Source organism: Paenibacillus sp. JJ1722, assembly GCF_048282685.1.
GTDB classification, from domain to species: domain Bacteria; phylum Bacillota; class Bacilli; order Paenibacillales; family Paenibacillaceae; genus Paenibacillus; species Paenibacillus polymyxa_B.
In genome coordinates this window covers 3,210,335-3,229,156 of the sequence record NZ_CP182500.1, presented here as the reverse complement: position 1 = coordinate 3,229,156, position 18,822 = coordinate 3,210,335, and the positions used below count along the sequence as shown (strand labels likewise).

The 18,822-nt window shown below is 44.4% G+C and carries 14 protein-coding genes and 2 pseudogenes; 10 read left to right on the top strand and 6 right to left on the bottom strand.

What is annotated here, in order from left to right; all coding sequences use genetic code 11:
• The first annotated feature begins 31 nt into the window (after positions 1-31).
• The gene (locus ACM1ND_RS14130) at positions 32-934 is read left to right on the top strand and encodes an ROK family protein (RefSeq protein WP_023988912.1); all 903 of its coding nucleotides are present in this window, start codon (positions 32-34) and stop codon (positions 932-934) included.
• Positions 935-1,294: 360 nt separating this feature from the next.
• On the opposite strand, the gene ACM1ND_RS14125 is transcribed toward ACM1ND_RS14130, so the two are convergent.
• Both ACM1ND_RS14125 and ACM1ND_RS14120 read right to left on the bottom strand, forming a co-directional pair.
• Positions 1,295-3,256, bottom strand: a complete 1,962-nt coding sequence (locus ACM1ND_RS14125; protein ID WP_338532451.1) for an endonuclease MutS2 — start codon at positions 3,254-3,256, stop codon at positions 1,295-1,297.
• A gap of 694 nt (positions 3,257-3,950) precedes the next feature.
• A pseudogene (locus ACM1ND_RS14120) lies at positions 3,951-5,135 on the bottom strand (IS1380 family transposase); the annotation flags it as partial.
• A 443-nt stretch (positions 5,136-5,578) separates the two neighbouring features.
• Between ACM1ND_RS14120 and ACM1ND_RS14115 the strand changes: the two are divergent.
• The 9 genes and pseudogenes from ACM1ND_RS14115 to ACM1ND_RS14075 all read left to right on the top strand — a co-directional run bounded on the left by ACM1ND_RS14115 (position 5,579) and on the right by ACM1ND_RS14075 (position 12,686).
• The gene (locus ACM1ND_RS14115) at positions 5,579-6,049 is read left to right on the top strand and encodes a hypothetical protein (RefSeq protein WP_418026179.1); all 471 of its coding nucleotides are present in this window, start codon (positions 5,579-5,581) and stop codon (positions 6,047-6,049) included.
• A 722-nt stretch (positions 6,050-6,771) separates the two neighbouring features.
• The gene (locus ACM1ND_RS14110; protein WP_028541665.1) at positions 6,772-7,467 is read left to right on the top strand and encodes a response regulator transcription factor; all 696 of its coding nucleotides are present in this window, start codon (positions 6,772-6,774) and stop codon (positions 7,465-7,467) included.
• A gap of 1 nt (position 7,468) precedes the next feature.
• Complete coding sequence (locus ACM1ND_RS14105; protein ID WP_028541664.1) at positions 7,469-8,524, top strand: HAMP domain-containing sensor histidine kinase; 1,056 nt, start codon at positions 7,469-7,471, stop codon at positions 8,522-8,524.
• A gap of 221 nt (positions 8,525-8,745) precedes the next feature.
• Entirely contained in the window at positions 8,746-9,927 is a 1,182-nt protein-coding gene (locus ACM1ND_RS14100; protein WP_418026178.1) for an alpha/beta hydrolase family protein, read from the top strand.
• 90 nt (positions 9,928-10,017) lie between these two features.
• Complete coding sequence (locus tag ACM1ND_RS14095) at positions 10,018-10,968, top strand: ABC transporter ATP-binding protein (protein ID WP_418026177.1); 951 nt, start codon at positions 10,018-10,020, stop codon at positions 10,966-10,968.
• A 13-nt stretch (positions 10,969-10,981) separates the two neighbouring features.
• On the top strand, positions 10,982-11,302 hold the full coding sequence (locus tag ACM1ND_RS14090) for an ABC transporter permease (RefSeq protein WP_418026176.1): 321 nt from the start codon (positions 10,982-10,984) through the stop codon (positions 11,300-11,302).
• A 20-nt stretch (positions 11,303-11,322) separates the two neighbouring features.
• On the top strand, positions 11,323-11,697 hold the full coding sequence (locus ACM1ND_RS14085) for a hypothetical protein (protein ID WP_418026175.1): 375 nt from the start codon (positions 11,323-11,325) through the stop codon (positions 11,695-11,697).
• A gap of 374 nt (positions 11,698-12,071) precedes the next feature.
• Positions 12,072-12,319, top strand: a pseudogene (locus ACM1ND_RS14080) (YdeI/OmpD-associated family protein); the annotation flags it as partial.
• Positions 12,320-12,392: 73 nt separating this feature from the next.
• Positions 12,393-12,686 carry an ROK family protein gene (locus ACM1ND_RS14075; RefSeq protein WP_023988903.1) on the top strand — a complete coding sequence of 98 codons (294 nt, stop codon included), beginning with the start codon at positions 12,393-12,395 and terminating at the stop codon, positions 12,684-12,686.
• 159 nt (positions 12,687-12,845) lie between these two features.
• On the opposite strand, the gene ACM1ND_RS14070 is transcribed toward ACM1ND_RS14075, so the two are convergent.
• The 4 genes from ACM1ND_RS14070 to ACM1ND_RS14055 form a co-directional block, all read right to left on the bottom strand.
• The gene (locus ACM1ND_RS14070) at positions 12,846-14,234 is read right to left on the bottom strand and encodes a sigma-54 interaction domain-containing protein (RefSeq protein WP_034095041.1); all 1,389 of its coding nucleotides are present in this window, start codon (positions 14,232-14,234) and stop codon (positions 12,846-12,848) included.
• A gap of 190 nt (positions 14,235-14,424) precedes the next feature.
• Positions 14,425-15,384, bottom strand: coding sequence for a DUF561 domain-containing protein (locus tag ACM1ND_RS14065; RefSeq protein ID WP_418026174.1), 960 nt, complete (start codon positions 15,382-15,384; stop codon positions 14,425-14,427).
• 83 nt (positions 15,385-15,467) lie between these two features.
• Complete coding sequence (locus ACM1ND_RS14060; RefSeq protein WP_418026173.1) at positions 15,468-16,712, bottom strand: OFA family MFS transporter; 1,245 nt, start codon at positions 16,710-16,712, stop codon at positions 15,468-15,470.
• 117 nt (positions 16,713-16,829) lie between these two features.
• Positions 16,830-18,437, bottom strand: coding sequence for an acyl CoA:acetate/3-ketoacid CoA transferase (locus ACM1ND_RS14055; protein ID WP_023988899.1), 1,608 nt, complete (start codon positions 18,435-18,437; stop codon positions 16,830-16,832).
• Positions 18,438-18,822 lie beyond the last annotated feature (385 nt).

The window sequence follows — 18,822 nt, the reverse complement described above, 5'->3', positions numbered from 1 at the left end:
CCAAATGCCTCATGAAAGGACTATACGTAGCATGAAAAATAAAATACTGGTTTTTGATATTGGTGGCTCTTTTATTAAATTTAGTTTGTATTTTCAAGGTGAATTTATGTGCAAGGGGAAAGTTAAAACTCCATTGGACTCACTTGAGAATCTGCTTGTAGCTTTGAAGCAAATTCATAATCAGTTTATGGATGAATGTGAAGGTATAGCCGTCAGTATGCCAGGTATTGTGAATTCTGAAAGCGGTCACATGGTGCATGGCGGTTCATTAAGATATATAAATGATATAAATATGCTTGACGTTTTTAAGAAAGCGTTTCACAAGCCTGTAGCGATTGAAAATGATGGAAAGTGTGCTGCTCTTGGAGAAGCATGGCGTGGTTCATTACAAGGGATTACCGATGGTGTCGTTCTGGTCGTTGGAACAGGGATGGGCGGTGGAATCATCTCTCAAGGGAAATTGTTGAAGGGCCATCATTTATCAGCTGGGGAGTTCTCCTTCATTAGAACGAACAACGAAAATGCAGACAATGATGATTACTTGCTTGGTATGCAAGGGAGTAGTTTTGTTTTAACTAAAACCGTTGCGAAAGCCAAAGACCTTCCTGCAGATTCTATGACAGGTGAAAAGATATTCAAGTTCATTGAAGAAGGTGATGGCACGGTCCAAACGATTTTTCGAGAATACTGTAGGAACATCGCAACACAAATCATTAATTTGCAATCCATACTTGATCCTGAAAAGTTTGTAATTGGGGGAGGCATATCTGAAAATCCATTACTGGTTATTACCATTAGGGAAGAGCTAGAAAAGCTTTATAAGGATTCTTTCTATAATTTTGTGCGTGCAGATATTGAACAAAGTAGATTAGGCAATGAAGCGAATTTGCAAGGTGCTATATATAACTACAAACAATCCTATCATCTTGAATGATAACAAAAGTTATATTTCGATGAGCGCGGGATTGAGTATTACAAACAAATAAAATAACAATAAAAGAGCGTGCCTTAACTTTGGACACGCTTTTTTTGCATTACAGACGTTTGATATAGGAGCTTTATATAATGAAGCTGGATTGAAGGTTAGAAGCCGAGTTTTACATGAACTTTGGATGTCTGATTTATCTTGTCCCTCTCTAGTAAGGAATCATTAAGTTTACATAATATATATTATGTTTTTTGTGTGGTAAAATCTGCAAGTGGATCACTCTTATCAAGTGTCCGCTTGCAGATTCAAGTTTCACTGACAATATAAAAATAACTTATTTTTTATATTGAGAATATACGCATGCGTCTATATTTCATTTTCCGGGGGAGATTCAATCATCACTCCTTCGACATGCTTGCGTCCCAGCAGTTTTCGTTTTTTGCGGTTTTCCTTGGTTTCTAAAACAATATCCAGATCATAGTCGTCAGGATACAATTCAGTAGCAGCGATGTGAAGGGCGAGCCTCTTTTTGTTTATGGTTAGCTTCTGTCCTTGGATTAAAATCCCGACATTCCCCCGTTCATCCTCGGTTTTGTATACAATTCCAGTTCGATCCAGGTAGCCTACATAAACACTATCACCAAGGGCAAATGGCTTGGTTTTGAGAGGAATTTCTTGTTTCCCCCGTTTTGTGACTGTACCGTCTAAAGCTGCTTTTTTAGGGAGAGGCTTATTTGCATCATCAGACTTTTCATCATCTACAGAAGGGGGAATAACAAACGATTCCTGTGTTTTCCGAGACACTCTGCCTGCAGAAATGGCCTCAGAACGCTCGATAATACGTGTCCACATGCCCAGCTTCAAGGCAATCGCATATGCATAGCTTTCTCCGGCCTCTCCAATGCGAAGTCGGTACAATGGTTGCAGCGTTTCGGTATCAAACTCCATACGAGCATTCTGAAATCCCGGTGTGTTTTCAGCAAAATGCTTGATTTCGCTAAAGTGGGTTGTAGCCACTACTGTCGCCCGGCGACGGTGGAATTCTTCTAGCAACGCGATAGAGAGGCCTACCCCTTCTCCCGGATCGGTACCAGATGCCATCTCGTCAATCAGGATCAGAGTAGAGTTGCCCGTCGTTTCTAAAATGCTAATCATGTTGCGGATGTGTGCAGAAAAGGTGCTCAAAGCATGTTCAATGCTTTGTCCATCCCCGATGTCAACCACAATTTCCTCGAATACAGCCATTCGGCTGCCATGCAAAACAGGTACCAGTAGCCCAGATTGCACCATTAATGTTAATAGACCGACGCTTTTGAGGGCCATCGTTTTTCCGCCTGTGTTCGGTCCGGTGATGATGAGTGAGGAATATCCTTCACCAATTGAGAAATCAAGCGGCACCATGGTATTGGACATCAACGGGTGACGTGCACCTCGGATGTCTATAATCCCGTCAAGGTTAAGTTCGACAGGGACAGCATCCAGAGTCATGGCGTATTTGGCTTTTGCCAATAAAAAATCCAGTACACCTACCGTCTCTGTATTGATGCTTAGTTCCCGATTGTATAACTCAGCCATTGCCGTTAGGTCTCCCAGTACTTTCGTTTCTTCTTTTGATTCTTCTGCCATGTTCGCGCTCTGATCGAATTGCAGATTCGTGATCTCGGCAGGTTCAACGTAAACCGTTTGACCACTTCCCGATTCATCCAGTACATTGCCTTTCACTTGTTTACGGAATTCTTTTTTGATTGGAAGCACGTAACGGCCATTGCGCTGACTAATCATATTTTCCTGCATAATGGATCGGTGACGGCTGGTGAGAGAGTCAAGTTTTCTCTTGATACGTTCTTCAGTAACCGCAATTTTTTTGCGAATTTTAGCTAGTTCTTTACTGGCGATATCCGTCACACGTCCCGAATGAATACATCTTTCGATTTCGGATAGAAGTGGCTCCATGCTATACATGGAAGATGCATAAGCGCTGACGGTTGGAGCAGCGTCCGCCTTGGAATGCATATATTTTATTAGTTGAATGCAGCTTCTAATGAATTGGGCCATATGAGAAAAATCGCGCTCGCTGAACATATACCCGGTCCCGAGCAGATGAAGAATGTGCTCCATTCCTTCCAACGAAGGGACAGGGACGCTTGCTCCATGGCGAATGATCTGTAAGGCTTCGTTCGTTTCGTCAAGACGAATCTTAATTGTACGGATATCAGTAATTGGGCGCATAGAAGCAGCGTGACGCTTACCCAGGTAAGAAAAAGCACATTCGGAAACTCTTATTTTAATTTGATCATATTCCAAACGCAGCATTGTAGTTTCGTTCATGAATAAATCGCTCCTTTAGTTGTGTAGTGTCAGGATTTTGGAAACCTTGCTGTTAAAATAAAAAAGGGCGGAGAATGAACAAAACGTTCATTCTCCGCCCTTAAGGAAAGAGGGAATTTATCATCAAATAAGCCTGTTATGCAGCTTTTGTAGTTCCGAGTTCCGTGTTTCCAATTTATTCACGCAACAGCTCTTTTCTAAGCTATTTGGATCGAATGGAAGACGTTTAAAGGGAAGTTACAAAATCTGAAAACAAAAAAACCGCGCTGAACACAGCACGGAATAGGGCCTGGATGAAGATAATCCCGAAGGCGATTTATGATATCCGCATGTTCTTAACTAATATCAGGGTAACAACAAAGCAACAAACAAACCTGTCCCCGAAGGGTACAAGCGCCTGATGATACTCCCTGAATATGCAATTGCTTAGTTAAGAACGTTCACCGACATCAAAATCTCTCCCTTAATTGAAGATATAACCATACTATACGATTGGACAGGCGTTGAAGTCAAGGTCGACTTCTTTAATTCGATACAATGGTGATCATAAAAATAACATAATATATATTATCCTGAATTTCGAAAGCCCGTAAGATCAAAGAAGCCAGAGACTCACCGCTCAAAAAAACTGTAAGAATCAGGGTGTATTAACAGGGGGAATATTCCAAAACGGCTTACCAGCACGTAGATTCCGGAAGAATTCCAGACGAAACCTTGCAATCGTGTAGCCCCTATGAACCGGTTCGCAGCAATCTTGTTTGAATCGCTCGTACAGGTTATAGGCCAGTAATTTGACGAGCAGGTCAATTTCATTGGCTTCAAAAGAGCCCGTGGCGAATTTTATCGATGGCAAATCCGCACTTGGCTTCCTGGATGTAGTTTTCCATACAACACCGCTGGTTGTAAAAGCGCCACAAATCGATGGATTCCCACTCCAGGCTCGTGACGATCGCTTCATACTCCCAATCGGTAAACAGCAGGAGACAAGCTTGGTCGTCCTGAACGACTTTGCCTTGCGGATGACGGCGACCCGCCGCGGTTTCTTCCAAGACGTGGCTTGGTACCAAAGGGCGATGCCTTCAATGATCCAGTCTTCGTCCACGTAACGTTTCCAATACCGACAAGCGGCCACTTCAGCCGCCAAACGTTTGGTCCATTTCATTTTGCCCACATAGCCGATCTGCCGTCCTTTCCAGAGCGAATAGAAGTCTTCGCCGCCAAAGCCCTTGTCAAACCGGGCGTATTGGACCGGGTGCTGACCTAAGAGGTCAAAGGTCTCTTTCAGAAAAGGGGCGGCCTCGGTGGACGAGTGAACGTTTCCTGCCCGTAGCACGGCATTCAGGCAAAGGCGGGACTGTCCTTCAAAAGCGAGCAAGGGATGATAGCTTTTGCGCCCCGGCTTATGGGCATTCACGCCTTTCGCCGCTTGGGCCTGATTGCCGTAGACCGTCTCCACGGTCGAATCCAAATCGAGAATGAGCTTGGAGGGCAGACAAGGCCGGATCACTTCGAGGTTCACTTGCCGGAGTTCCATTCGTACATTAGGATTCGTTTTTCCCAGCCGATCCAGTTCCTTGTACAGAAGCGAGTGGTGTGGACAGCGTCCACCGAGAAACCGCTGAAGGAGGGAGTCCTTTTGCCATCGGCGAAAGTGAAACAGACGCTCACAGCCCAGTATCCAGCCGACGATGAGGTATAGCAGAATGCGGTGCACTGGGAACAGTGCATTGTGAGCTTTGCCTCCGGATAAGGTTTGGAGCACCTGGCTCAGTTTAATTTTTTCGAGATAATCGAGGAAGATCTTGCTTCCTCCGATGTTTGTGGACTGGTTTAGGGGAAATTAGGTCTTGATTTTATGGATGGGTGTGGTAGACTTCACCTAAAAGGTGCTCCTCTCTTTGGGTGATTTTGTTCTCGACAAACACCATTCTACCAAAGATTTGAGCCCTTTTTTTATTTTTTATAGAAGGTTACTTTCAGGATAATGTACAATTGGTTAAAAGGTAAATTTCCTAATGCAATTGTGGAATTTGAAGTGTATATCCCCACTACAAGGCAAATAGCAGATATTTATGTTGAGCATCAAGATGGAGAGTATGAGGGAATGAAATGGGCTTTTGAATTTCAGCATAGCCCCTCTTACCATTGCCCAATGGGAAGAACGTCATAATTTATTTGAGTCCGTTAGTATTCAAGATTTCTGGATCTTTGATAAGTCCAAATTCATAAAATTTTCTTCGGCTAGAGACTATACAGATGCTAGAAAAAGAGTGGATTTCGATGAATACATTTATAAAAAAATAGGTTTGGTATACTTTCTCGATGTCGAAGAAGCCAACCTTAACCATTGAGTTCAATTACTCTTTAACATCAAGAACGACCAATGTAAACGGCCACGATAGAAAACAATATTTTACTTATCATAATCCTGAAGATATTTCGGTTCAAATATCTAATGTGAGAGTAAGAAAATGCAAAACATACGATTATTGTGTTTTGGTTTCGGATAGTTTAGAACCATTCATGGAAGATCGATTGAGATATATCCTGAATCTTCTTTTACAAAAAAGTTTACAAGAGCGGGAAGAACTTTTTCTAAAAAAACTGCAAGAAATGGTTAGCTTTGCTAGCGCTATCTATGGAGAAAAGTTTATGAATCGCTTAAAGGTAATTATTGGGGATAGTGATAGGGAATTTTCTTATTATCAAACTTCAGTAGGTTCATTTGATGACGGATCTTATGATAAAGAGAGAACTTCAATAAATTTAAAGATAGCGAAGATATTTCATTAAGAGCATTAACAAAGCTTATTTCCCCTAGTGATTTTGTGCTGATTGGTGCTTTAAAGAGACAGGGGGACATGACTCTACGAGAGTATGTAACAAGTAAACACAAAAATGAGATCTCGTTAGTGGAGTATGTGTATACAGAGCACAGAGACACTCTGGATAGATTAACAAGGAGAAATAAAATCTTCGTAAATAAAATGCTGGAAGAGGTTAATATCAAGCTTTGTGTTCATGGTGGTGCACGTACTTCTACGGACTATGCAATTCAATATTTATACCTTGATTCTATTTACGAAGTGGAGAATTGCATCAACAAGATTAAGGAATTATTATTTATATCAGATCCGTTTGCGTAATTCTGATCATCAATTGTTTAAAAATAGCCTACAATAGCCGGTACCAAAGAATCCTGAATCATGAAATTCATGAACACCGCCATAAGAAGAAAGATTTTGCGCTGGTTGTTGATATTATTTATCCGAAAGGAATAAATGTTCGTATATTTATCTGTTCTAAATTGACACTGACGCCCATAACTCGACCGCTATTGAAGGGCATACCAGCTTGTTAAATCCAGAATTCCCCAAGGCGTTGCTCAAGCTCTTATTCCAGCGTATCCGGAACTGGAGAGGCGCTTTGAGCGCGACTTTTTTTGTCAATTCGAGTCCATGCGGTTCTTGTGTTATATAAATGCAGTCCATTTAAAGAGGTTGGGAGGTATAAAGATGCCAAAAACGATATTAGTTGTAGACGACGATGAAGAAATCGTAAAACTCATCACAAAGAGTTTAAGGTACGAGCAATTTGCAACAATTTCGGCATGTTCCGGGAAAGAAGCCTTATCTGCATTGGAAGAAAATCACATTGATTTCATCGTTCTTGATATAGTGATGCCTGATATGGATGGACTTGATGTCTGCAGAAGTATCCGAAATTCTTATAATGTCCCAATTCTGTTTTTAAGTGCGCGTGATAAGGACATTGATAAAATCGTCGGGCTCGAAATAGGAGCAGACGATTACATGACCAAACCTTTCAGTATTCAGGAGCTTGTCTCCAGGATAAAGGCTCACTTCAGAAAAGTGGACAGGCTTTTTAAAGAGTGGGATGAACTTAGTCCCAGTAACGAAAAGGCGGATGCTCCGCTCATTTTGAACGATAAGACGTTTGAAGCATTTCTGAATAGCAGGAAGCTCGACTTATCAACGAAGGAATTTCAGATTCTGTCTATCCTCATGCGCCACCCCAATCATGTATTGACTCGTGAGCAGATATATGAAAACGTCTGGGGAGACGAATACGGAGAAATAAATACCGTAACGGTTCATATAAAAAATATCCGTAAGAAACTTGGTTCTGAATATGACTTTATTAAAACAATATGGGGCATAGGATATAAATACACGGAAAGAGAGCAATAGTATGAAACTGAAAATAAAGCTTCCTCTTTTGTTCCTGCTGATGTTTATAATATTCATGTTTTCGATTGGAATGTATCTGAAGCTTGTCTTTGCAGTATATTCCCCTATACGCAGTTCATTGCTGGACTCGCGATATATAGCATTGCTCCTGCCCATATTTGCAATTGCCTGTTTCATATTTATTATTCTGATTATCTATATTCATTTTTGCATAGAGAAACCCATTCAGCTTCTGAATACCAGGCTTGAAGAAGTAAATATTGTACATCCACTGCCTCCGCTAGCTCTGAGAAGTAATGATGAGATCGGAGAACTTTATAAGCACTTCAATAAGATGGAGCATCGGCTTCAACTCGCGCACAAAGAGCAGATCGATATGATCGCGGCAATTGCCCACGACTTGAAAACACCCTTGACATCTATTAATGGTTTTACTGAACTGCTGGCTACACACAAGGATTTACCAGAAACTGAAAAGCAGGAATATTATGATTTGATTCAAAGGAAGTCAGGATATATGGTCGAACTCATCAATGATTTCTCCAGCTTCACCAAAGAAAAACTGGAGTTGGAATCTATGGTAGCTAAACCTGTAAAAGCATCAAAATTATTTGAAAACATTGCCCTTGAATATGAGTATGAGTTGGCGGGACTTGACAACGAGCTTACTTGCCGCCATTCATTCACGGAAAATATATTGCTGATGGTCAATGAACCGATGATACGTCGGGTTTTCGGCAACCTCTTTAGCAATGCTGTAAGATATGGAGGGAAAAATAAACTGAAAGTGTATATGACCGGATACCCGCTAGGACAGTATGCCTTTTTTCAAATCGAGGATAATGGAATTGGAGTGCCGGATAAGGATATATCTTCTCTGTTCCTCAAATTTTTCACTGTGGATAAATCGCGGCAAATCCAAAAGGGCGGGCTGGGTCTGGGTCTTGCAAGCTGTAAATCCATTATTGAACATCATAGGGGCGAAATTTGCGCCTACCCTTCCGAATATGGCGGTTTGGGGATAAGATTCAGCCTTCCCTTGGCCGCACAACACTGATTTTATTTTTGCACATTTTCTTTTACTACAGGAGTTAAAGGCTGCTGCCAGGTGTGAACACCCAGGCAGCAGCCTTTTTTGTTTTTTCAGCGGTTTATAGTTTTTTATATTCTCTTTATAAACATTTATTTTTCTTTTAAAGAAGCTTTATCTTTGTGTTGTAAAAATTACTTGTAGTAAAAAAACTACAATCACTAGAACTGGAAAAGGAGGATGTTGCAATGTCAATTGAGTTCAGCCGTTGGCCCAATAACTACATGATGTCATACCAAGTCACCAAAGCTTTAGGTATGGCAAGCCTCGGTGCTACGGACGTCACCGAGATCTACGAGGCCTGCAAAAAAATCGACCCCGATGACAAGGACACGTGGCACAGGGAATGGCTCATAACGGCTCAGGCATTGGAAAGACACGGCAAGGAGGCCGAAACGGCTGGAAACTGGTATACAGCACGAAACTGCTACATTCGTGCCTGCAATTACTACAGAATTGCGGAATATGTGGTGATGGATGATGACACCGAGAAAATCCGTATATTTAAGAAAGTAAATGAACTCTTCGAAGCTGCCGGAAAGTACTTCGATGTCCAACCGGAGAAGATCCAAGTCGATTACGAAGATGTCAAGTTGGATGGTTACTTCTTCTCCCCTTCCTGGATAAAAGGTCCGAAGCCGACCCTTTTTGCTCTCAACGGTGGCGACGAGTGGTCAATTGAAAACTATTTCTGGCTAGGTCCCGCTTTTATTTCGTGTGGATATAACTTTCTGGTCTATGACCAGCCTGGCACCGGCCTCTCGCTGTACGAAAAGGGAAAAGGAAGACGAGCGGACAGTGAGGCTTTCCATTCCCGAGCAATCGACTTTCTTCTAACGCGGCCGGAAGTCGATCCCGATAAGATTATCGTGCACGGGGAGAGTTTTGCGGCTTACGACTCGCTGCGATTCGCTTCGTTCGATCACAGGATTGCTGCCGTCATCTCCGACGGCGGTACGCACGCCTTCGACTGGGATGCCATGCTTAAATGGATGCCGCCGAGTCTGGCCGCACACGGCATGAGAATTCTGGGGGCAAAAAGCTTGGAGGATTTTGCGGGGAATCCGCGTTTTGCCTATGATCTTGAGGGCGTGCTCCACCAGATAGAATGTCCGCTTCTTGTAATGCACGGAGCGGAAGAGATATTGGTTCAGCCAAATCCGCTGACACAAGCCTTGAAGAATTACGAGCTAGCGGGTTCGAAAAACAAGACGTTCTACCCGATAGAGGATAGACGACTTGGCGGATTAGAACACTGTCAGGTAGACAACATCAACGTGCTGCATGAGGTAGTGCTGAATTGGCTCTGCTCAATTGGGCTTGGGCCAGCCTCGCCTCGCTTAAGCGATTGCCAGGACATCATAAAGTAGATTTATTGAAAAATTTCTGATTGAGCTTGTTCAGGAGTGTCGTACTTAGAATCCTGAATAAGCTCTCTCTTTATGGAGGAGTTGAAGGCTATGAGTATTTTATCAAAGGGAAAAAATGGAGGAACGCCCGCCATACAAATTGAGGGAGTGCACAAAAAATTTGACGACTATATCGCATTGAACAATCTTTCGCTGGAGGTGAGCCGAGGAGAGATATTTGGATTTTTGGGACTGAATGGCGCTGGAAAGACAACGACCATAAAGATGCTCTTGGCGATGCTCAAGCCAACCTCCGGCAAGCTCTATATGTTAGGTGAAAAGGTCGATGCCGGAAACTATAAATTATGGGACAAGGTTGGATATTTGGAGGAGGCTACTTTTTATCCCGATTTAACTGTAGTTGAAAATCTTGACATAGCACGACGCATGCAAGGGGTGCCTGACAAAGATTCCGTAAATCGGGTTATCTATAAGTTGGGGCTTGAGCCGCACAAACAGAAAAAGGCAAAGAATCTTTCTTTAGGAAACAAACAGCGCCTGGGACTTGCGAAGGCAATGATTCATAATCCGGAAATTCTAATATTGGATGAGCCGATAAATGGCCTCGATCCCGCAGGCGTGGCGGAGATACGGAATATGTTATATGGCCTAGCGAAAAATTTCGGCGTAACTGTTTTTATATCCAGCCATCTGTTAGAGGAGCTCTTGAAAGTTTCCACACGCATTGGGATTATTCACAATGGCCATCTTGTTAAAGAAGTCGCAATGGATAAGCTGGAGCAATCGTTACAGAAAAACTTAGTGGTGAATGGCCGCGACAAACATGCCTTAAAGGAGGTGCTTGAAGAGCATGGATATGAATTTGAGGAGACAATAGACGGCTATATTAAACTAACCGATGACCACGCAGCGGATAGTCCTGAACGACTGGCCGAACTGCTGGTTAAATCCAATCAACCGCCAACATTGCTTCGAGTGATTACGGAGGATTTGGAAGGATATTTTCTCCGCACAATTGGTATGACAAGGGGGAATATATAAGGGGGAATATATAATGAATATTTTTTCTGTCTTACATTGTGAGATTCGCAAGATTATCCGCGCCAATGTGTTTTGGTTGGTATTTCTTATTTTTGCATTTGGGCCAATCATGATGGGTGTCGGAATTATTTTATCCAGTGACGCCGGCGGCATCAATTGGAAAATGTATTTAACCGAATTGCTTGATAGTCTTGCCCCGCTGGGACTTATCGGGTACACCTTTATCGCGGCATGGGTATTTGAACGAGAGTTTTCGGATAAAACAATTAAAGATTTGCTTGCAAAGCCCGTTTCCAGATCGAAAATTGTACTTTCCAAATTTATTGTATTTTAGCATGGAGCCTATTACTTTCCATGTATATGTTTGCCATAGGTTTTGCCGTGGGGGGTATTCTAGGAGTTGCGGGCGGGTCAGCTTCTTTTATTTGGAATATCTTCTTTAAATTCATTATAACATCGCTATTGTTTATTATTGTTACCACACCAGGCACTCTTCTGGCCAATGTGAGCAAGGGATACTTGGCACCATTAGGACTCATCCTGATAATCGTCATTCTCTCAAATGTTTTGGCCTCTTTTGGATTCGCCCCCTATTTTCCGTGGACCATCCCGTCGGTATTTCAAAGCACCGGGTTTTTAAAGTTGAGTAGTATAATCATTCTTGCGTCTACGGGAATAGCCGGAATAGTCGGAACATTTGCCTGGTGGAGATTTGCCGAGCAGCAATAAACGCGCTACATGCACTGAGTTGTAGATATATCAATTATGAAAAGGAACAACAATCTCTCCGCTGCTCGCACGTTCATGCTTGACGATAAACTAAGCGCTGGATTGGAGAGTGTACCACCATATCTATCAAAGCGGCCGTAAACTTATAAAACTGCCAGTGACAAAGGGCATAAATATAACGATCAGAGCAAGTTTTCGAGAATTATTGAATGCAACGGCTCGCATTATTTCATTACATTAAATTATCCCGGTATTGTTAAATTGAATATGGAAGATCACCGTATAGAAATTATAGACGAGCGGATAGAACCCGTTCAAAAGATGATCTTTGACCCTGAGCGCGGCTATTTGTCCAACAGTGTTTAGGAGGAGGCGCTGTTTGGATGGAGGAAGCCGGTCTTGCAGTGGAACTGAAAAACATGCCGAGTATACAGTTCCCGAAGAACTGCGGCTTAAATTCGAGGAGCGACCGGTCCTAAAAACGGCGTTTGAAGCGTTGACGCTCGGACGCCAGAGAGCGTATCTGCTGTATTTTTCAGAACCGAAGCAGTTCAAAACGCGCGTTTCAAGGGTTGAAAAATACACACAGCCCATTCTGGAGGGCAAAGGGTTGAACGATTAGAACGGACAAATGGATCGGATAGTCTCAAGAAATACGAAAGGCGAGGAACATCTGCCGAAGAGCAGGTGTTTTTTTGCTTAGAATTACAGAGGGAGCAGCAACGATTTTTCAAGAATACTGTAGAAACATTGCAACTCAGATTATTAATTTACAAACAATTCTTGACCCTGAAAAGTTTGTAATTGGGGGAGGCATATCTGCGAATCCTTTACTCGTTGTTACCATTAAAGAAGAGCTAGAGAAGCTATATCTAGATTCGATCTTAAATTTTGTGCGTGCAGATATTGAGCAAAGTAAATTAGGCAATGAAGCCAATTTGCTAGGCGCTATATATAACTACAAGCAAACACATGATCTTGAAGTATGACATTCATTTTATTTTGACGGGTGCATAATTGAGAAAAAGAAACCGTTACAAAAAAGAGTGCCTTTAACCTGAGACACGCTTTTTTGTATGAAAGCCACTAGTATAGGTGACTTCTATGAAAATGGGAAGGATAGGCCCTGTGTGCTCTGTACTTCGTAGTTAAACCTTCAGCTTTGCAAGAATGTCCTCCATCTTCTTCAGCTTACGATAAACAGCGGAGCGATCAATTCCTAGCTGTCTGGCTGCTTCGGCACTATTGCCACCACAGACCTGCAGCATCTGCTGAATGTATCGTCCCTCGGTTAACGCCGTATATTCCTTCAGCCCGCTCAGTTGACTGCGATTGGCCTGAATGAAATGGTCCAATGTGAACCAGTCTGTAACTTGTTCGATCGGCTGCTGCTGGCGCAGCACGGTCTGATCGGTTACGATCAATCGTTCGATGTAATTACGAAGCTCACGCGCATTCCCATGCCATGGCTCGGCTAGCATTCTTTGAAATTCGTCCGCTGGCAATACATACTTTTTATCATATACCTTATTGAAATGAGCAATAAAGCTGGAAATCAGTCCGACGAGATCCAGTCTGCGACTACGTAGCGGCGGGATATGGATCGGAATGACATTGATTCGATAGTACAAGTCCTCGCGAAACAATCCTTTTTTCACCATACTCCATAGATCACGATTGGTAGCAAATATCATCCGGCATTGAATGAGAATGGCTTCGGTGCTCCCCACACGCCGGAATTCACCACGCTCAAGCACATCAAGCAGTTTGGCCTGTATTTCCAGTGGAAGCTCGGCGACCTCATCAAAGAACAAAATGCCTCCTCTGGCCACCTCAAACAAGCCTTGCTTCTCGTCCATTAAGCCGGGCATAGCCCCCTGAACATATCCGAACAGCTCATATTCGAATAATGCGGCTGGAATAGCGGCACTATTAATCGGAATGAAAGGTCCGTTCCACTTCGCGCTCTGGCGGTGAATGTATTTGGCAATTACTGATTTGCCTGTCCCTGATTCGCCCAAAATCAGTACTTTGCTATCGTAAGAAGCGATCTGGTCACACACCTGAATAATTTGCTTCATCGCCAGGCTCTCAGCAATGATCCCGTTATTCTTAAGTACAGAGGCTGAAGTGACTGAACGTTTGCTGTTCTCATACGCATGTGGCAGCGTAGGGGCAGCTATGATGGATAATCCACCTTTATAGTTGTTAGTACTGGTAACAACGAGCTGCACCTCATCTGTACTATCAAGTATTGGAAGAGCAGTGGACTTGAGCTTAAAGCCACGTACAGTGTTGATATACTGAGTTACCTTTTGTTTGGACTGTATTGCTTTCATTGTTATTGATTCCTTGTAGTAGCCGGCTTTCACCAGGTCCTGTACATTGCAGCGCAACAGCTCCTCCAACGGAATGCCGATAGTCAAGGCAGTGAATTCATTGGAGATTAAAATATTACCTTTGGAATCCGTGACAAACAGAGGGGCAGGGGACTGATCGCTCTCATCGGTGGAACGTTTATCTATACGTCGGGTCATGATCGATCAACTCACTTTTGGATTATCGAGGCTATGCTGAAGTGATTGTTTCATTTTTATTATATCTGCTTTACGCTACGAACAACAGAGGTTACCCAGATAAAAATTAGCACGCAAATCTAATCAAAAAACGGACCGTTTCCTATTAAATATGGATATGGTCCGTTTTTTTCTTTGTTTACAAGTTATATTATACTGATGCTATCTGCTCACCGGTAATCTGTGTCTGTCCAAGACGATTTAGCAGTGCCTGCGCTTCGCTGAACATTGTCGTAATCATCTGCTCAACTGTCGTAATCTCGTCGCACAGGCCGCATATTTGTCCTGCCATGACCGAACCGCGATCTGTATCACCTTCGAAGACGGCTTTGCGCAGGGAGCCAAGGCTGATCTTCTCCAATTCGTCACGGGAGGCATGCTCTTGCTCCAGCTTGAGGTATTCGGCGATCATGCTGTTCTTGATGCTGCGGACGGGTCCACCGATGCTGCGTCCAGTAACCGTAGTGCTGGTATCGTCGGCGTCAATGACGGCTTGCTTGAAATTGTCGTGCGTCGGGCATTCGACGGTGGTGAGGAAGCGCGTTCCGACCTGAACTCCCTGTGCGCCGAGTGCAAAGGCTGCTGCAATTCCGCGTCCATCGGCAATGCCGCCTGCGGCAACGACAGGGATGGATACGTTGCTAACAACCTGTGGAACGAGTGCCATGGTGGTTGTTTCACCGACATGGCCGCCAGCTTCTGTACCTTCGGCCACGAGGGCATGTACGCCGATAGCCTCCATTTTTTTGGCAATCTTGACGGAAGGGATGACGGCGATCACCTTAATGCCATGCTCCTTGAAGATTGGCATATACGGAGCTGGTGTGCCCGCGCCCGTCGTAACAATGTTGACTTTTTCCTCGACGATAACCTCGATCAATTCGGGAATATTATGCATCATCAGCATCAGATTTACGGCAAACGGCTTGTTGGTGGCTGCGCGAACCTTGCGAATTTCTTCACGAAGTACCTCAGCCAACATGCCCCCAGAGCCAATAATGCCCAGCCCGCCAGCATTGGATACAGCACTTACGAGTGGTTCACGGGCAATTTGGGCCATAGCACCTTGGAAAATAGGGTACTGGATACCGAGCAGTTCTGTAATATTCATGGTTAATTCCTCCAATATAAATTTATAGGTTGTACTATACTTAATACTAAAAATAGTGATTTGCTAATATAGCAACGGATTGATCAAACGGTTTCAACAGCAGCTGGTGCAGGGTTCTTACCATTTTCCAAGGCCTTATACAGGAATGTCAGCGCGAACCCGACCAAGGCAATAACGAGCGCAATGTAAAAGGCGTTGGTGAATATGCCGTTATTGGCGGCAGCTACCGAGTTCGCAATTCGCGGTCCAAAGAATGCGGCACCGGAATAGCCGATAAAGGTTATTCCGTAGTTGACACCATAGTATTTCATGCCAAATTTCTGTCCGACGATTGAAGGGAAGACGCCCATCGTACCACCAAAGCACAGGCCGATGCCAATAATGGCAATAGCAAATCCAACTATGGAGCCGGATAATGCAAGTGTCAGCATCATGGTGGCAATGACCAGATAGATCATCATCAGACAACGCAGATGGCCAATCTTGTCTGATATGGCTCCCCAGAAAATGCGTCCCAGACAGTTGCTAAGCGAATAAAGACTCACGAACAAGGCTGCTATACTGGCCGATAGACCGAACATCGTCTGGCCAATGACGGAAGCATTGGATGTAACCATCATGCCAGATAAAGCGCCGATCAGGAACAGGCAAGCAATGACGTAGAACAGGGGTTGCTTGATCATCTGCCGCCAGTTCAAGTTCACGGCAACCGGACGTAAACCTGACGTCTGCGGTGGTGTCCAACCAGCAGGGATATATCCTGCCGGACAAGCTTGAGTAAATAGCCCACCTGCCAAAATGACGATCAGAAAGGAGGTGCCAAGGATCATCATAGTGGTCTGAACTCCTGAGTGGGTAATCATCGCGTTTGCAAGTGGGGCAATGATTACTGTTCCACCGCCATAACCTGCAGTCACGATTCCAGCCGCGAGTCCGCGTTTGTCTGGGAAGAACTTGATGGTGTTACCGATTGTTGCCGCATAGACGACACCTTGTCCAAGACCAGAAATGATGCCATACGTCAGATATAGCATCCAAGGTGCAGTCGCAAGGCCAGTCAAGATGAAGCCAAGTCCAAACATGGTACCGCCAATGAAGATGGCAATTCTGGCACCTCCCCGGTCTACGAGCTTTCCGCCAAGAATCGCCGGAATCGGTGCAATTGCGCCGTTAATCGTAAAGGCCATCATAATTTCAGGCATGCTCACTGCAAGCAATTTACTCAGTGGCAGTGCAAAAATGCTGAAGGCGTAAATAGAGCCGACGCAAATATTGATCAGGGTCGCGGCGATTAGAATGCGCCAGCGATTCAGTTGTACATTTTCCATTTCGTGTTGGTCCTTTCTGATGCAGGATCAGTGCGCGTGGGATGAAGCATTACTCCGCAATTCCATAATTCGTGTCTGGTAGTCCGTTTGACAGCTACCGGTATCTCCTGAGCTGTACTATACAGTAGTCAAAGCGACATCCTCATGCTTCGCTTGCTCGCTACCCTTGATCGTAATCACGTCATGCAGCTTACCCCAATGTTCACAGAACATGCCGGCGTCCATTTCCTTCAGTTCTGGTGAGATGACAGGCATGAAGTCCATCTGATCGAGAATCTGGGTCTGCAAATCAATGCCAGGCGCGATCTCTGTCAGTGTCATTTTTCCATCTTGCAGCTGGAATACCGCACGTTCCGTCACATAGACGACCCGCTGCTTGACCTTGGTCGCATAAGAGCCACTGAAGGTAATTTGCTGGACCTCCTTCAGGAATTTCTTAGTTTTACCCTCCTGTACAATCCGTAGCTTGCCGTCCTCAACAGCAATTTGCAGGCCTCCTGCTGTGAAAGTTCCGGCAAAGACGAGCTTTTTGGCTGATTGGGAAATGTTGATAAAGCCGCCACAGCCAGTAACACGGGTACCGAACTTGCTGACATTCACATTCCCGGATTCGTCGGTCTGAGCCAGCCCTAGCACGGATAGATCAATACCACCACCGTCGTAAAAGTCGAACTGGGACACATGATCTACGATGGCCTCAGAGTTGTACGCATGCCCAAAATCCTTGATGCCTGCTGGTACGCCGCCGACTGAGCCTGCTTCGGTTGTCAAAATCAATTGGTCGCTGACGCCTTCCTCTGCCGCAACCGTAGCCACACATACCGGAATACCCACGCCAAGATTCAGAACGGTATTTGGTACTAGCTCAGCTGCGGAACGACGGGAGATAATTTTACGCTCGTCGAGCGGAATCACTTCCATGGCGTCCATCGGTACCTTCACATGTCCTGCGAAGGCAGGGCTGTATTGTGTGTTTTCAGTCTGGAAATGATTTTTCGGTTCGGAGATAATTAGATGATCGATCAGAATGCCTGGCACTCTAACATCCTTCGGATGCAGGGTCCCGTTCTTGGCCACAGTCTCTACCTGAGCAATTACGATACCGCCAGAATTGCGCACTGCCTGAGCAATCTGTAGAACCTCCATATGCAGGCCTTCCTTTTCCAGCGTCAAATTCCCGTTCTCGTCAGCTATGGTACCGCGGATCAATGCGACCTGAATCGGGAAGCTCTTATAGAACAGCCATTCTTCGCCTTCCAGTTCAATCAGCTTGACGATCTCCTCCGTTGTGCAGGCTGACATTTTGCCGCCTTCCACACGAGGGTCGACGAAGGTCTCCATGCCTATCTTGGTAATGACACCTGGGCGCTTGGCAGCAATTTCACGGAACAGCTGTGTGATTACGCCTTGCGGCAAATTGTAGGCTTCACATTTATTGTCTTCAATTAATTTAGCCATAGCAGGCGAAGCAAGGGCGATCCCGCCGATCCAGCGTTTGATCAGACCTTCATGGCCTAGATGGCTCATTCCCTTGGTCCGGCGGTCGCCAACCGCACTGGCATGAACAACTGTTAGGTTGCGAGGATGACCAGATTCCAAGAATCGTTCTTCGATGGCGATACCCATCTCCTCGGCCCAACAGGAGAGCCCAAATCCGCTTGCGGCAATGGTGACTCCATCCGGGATAAGTGCTGCTGCTTCACTCGCTGAAATGATTTTGGACATAGAGTGCTCACTCCTTCAATAAAATGGATTGAAATCATATGGATATAAGTACATATATTAGAAGTTCACATTACGTGCGGGCAAGCTGCCGAGTGTCATGTGCAAGCTAATTGCCGTCATCACGGAATAAGTAGAAAAATAGAAAAGTGGATATTCTGTTTATTGTGTGAAAACATTCACTTTCACTCCGGAATGAATTGTGAATATTTTCACTTGAATCATAATGCGTGTTTTTTTTCTCGTCAACGGGGGGCCAACGACTCGGGATAGAGGTGAGGAAGTGTAGCAAAATTGCGAATATGATGAGGGGTGAAAGGTTAGAAAAGCATGCAAATAAGGAAGAAAAATTGTTTATGGCAAGGGGCCTGAGCATAATAGAGCCTTG

What these genes read in the sequence shown, in the direction of transcription:
- ACM1ND_RS14130 (WP_023988912.1), top strand. Translation starts at nt 32, where the DNA reads ATGAAAAATAAAATACTGGTTTTTGATATTGGTGGCTCTTTTATTAAA.
- ACM1ND_RS14125 (WP_338532451.1), bottom strand. Translation starts at nt 3,256, where the DNA reads ATGAACGAAACTACAATGCTGCGTTTGGAATATGATCAAATTAAAATA.
- ACM1ND_RS14115 (WP_418026179.1), top strand. Translation starts at nt 5,579, where the DNA reads ATGTCGAAGAAGCCAACCTTAACCATTGAGTTCAATTACTCTTTAACA.
- ACM1ND_RS14110 (WP_028541665.1), top strand. Translation starts at nt 6,772, where the DNA reads ATGCCAAAAACGATATTAGTTGTAGACGACGATGAAGAAATCGTAAAA.
- ACM1ND_RS14105 (WP_028541664.1), top strand. Translation starts at nt 7,469, where the DNA reads ATGAAACTGAAAATAAAGCTTCCTCTTTTGTTCCTGCTGATGTTTATA.
- ACM1ND_RS14100 (WP_418026178.1), top strand. Translation starts at nt 8,746, where the DNA reads ATGTCAATTGAGTTCAGCCGTTGGCCCAATAACTACATGATGTCATAC.
- ACM1ND_RS14095 (WP_418026177.1), top strand. Translation starts at nt 10,018, where the DNA reads ATGAGTATTTTATCAAAGGGAAAAAATGGAGGAACGCCCGCCATACAA.
- ACM1ND_RS14090 (WP_418026176.1), top strand. Translation starts at nt 10,982, where the DNA reads ATGAATATTTTTTCTGTCTTACATTGTGAGATTCGCAAGATTATCCGC.
- ACM1ND_RS14085 (WP_418026175.1), top strand. Translation starts at nt 11,323, where the DNA reads ATGTATATGTTTGCCATAGGTTTTGCCGTGGGGGGTATTCTAGGAGTT.
- ACM1ND_RS14070 (WP_034095041.1), bottom strand. Translation starts at nt 14,234, where the DNA reads ATGACCCGACGTATAGATAAACGTTCCACCGATGAGAGCGATCAGTCC.
- ACM1ND_RS14065 (WP_418026174.1), bottom strand. Translation starts at nt 15,384, where the DNA reads ATGAATATTACAGAACTGCTCGGTATCCAGTACCCTATTTTCCAAGGT.
- ACM1ND_RS14060 (WP_418026173.1), bottom strand. Translation starts at nt 16,712, where the DNA reads ATGGAAAATGTACAACTGAATCGCTGGCGCATTCTAATCGCCGCGACC.
- ACM1ND_RS14055 (WP_023988899.1), bottom strand. Translation starts at nt 18,437, where the DNA reads ATGTCCAAAATCATTTCAGCGAGTGAAGCAGCAGCACTTATCCCGGAT.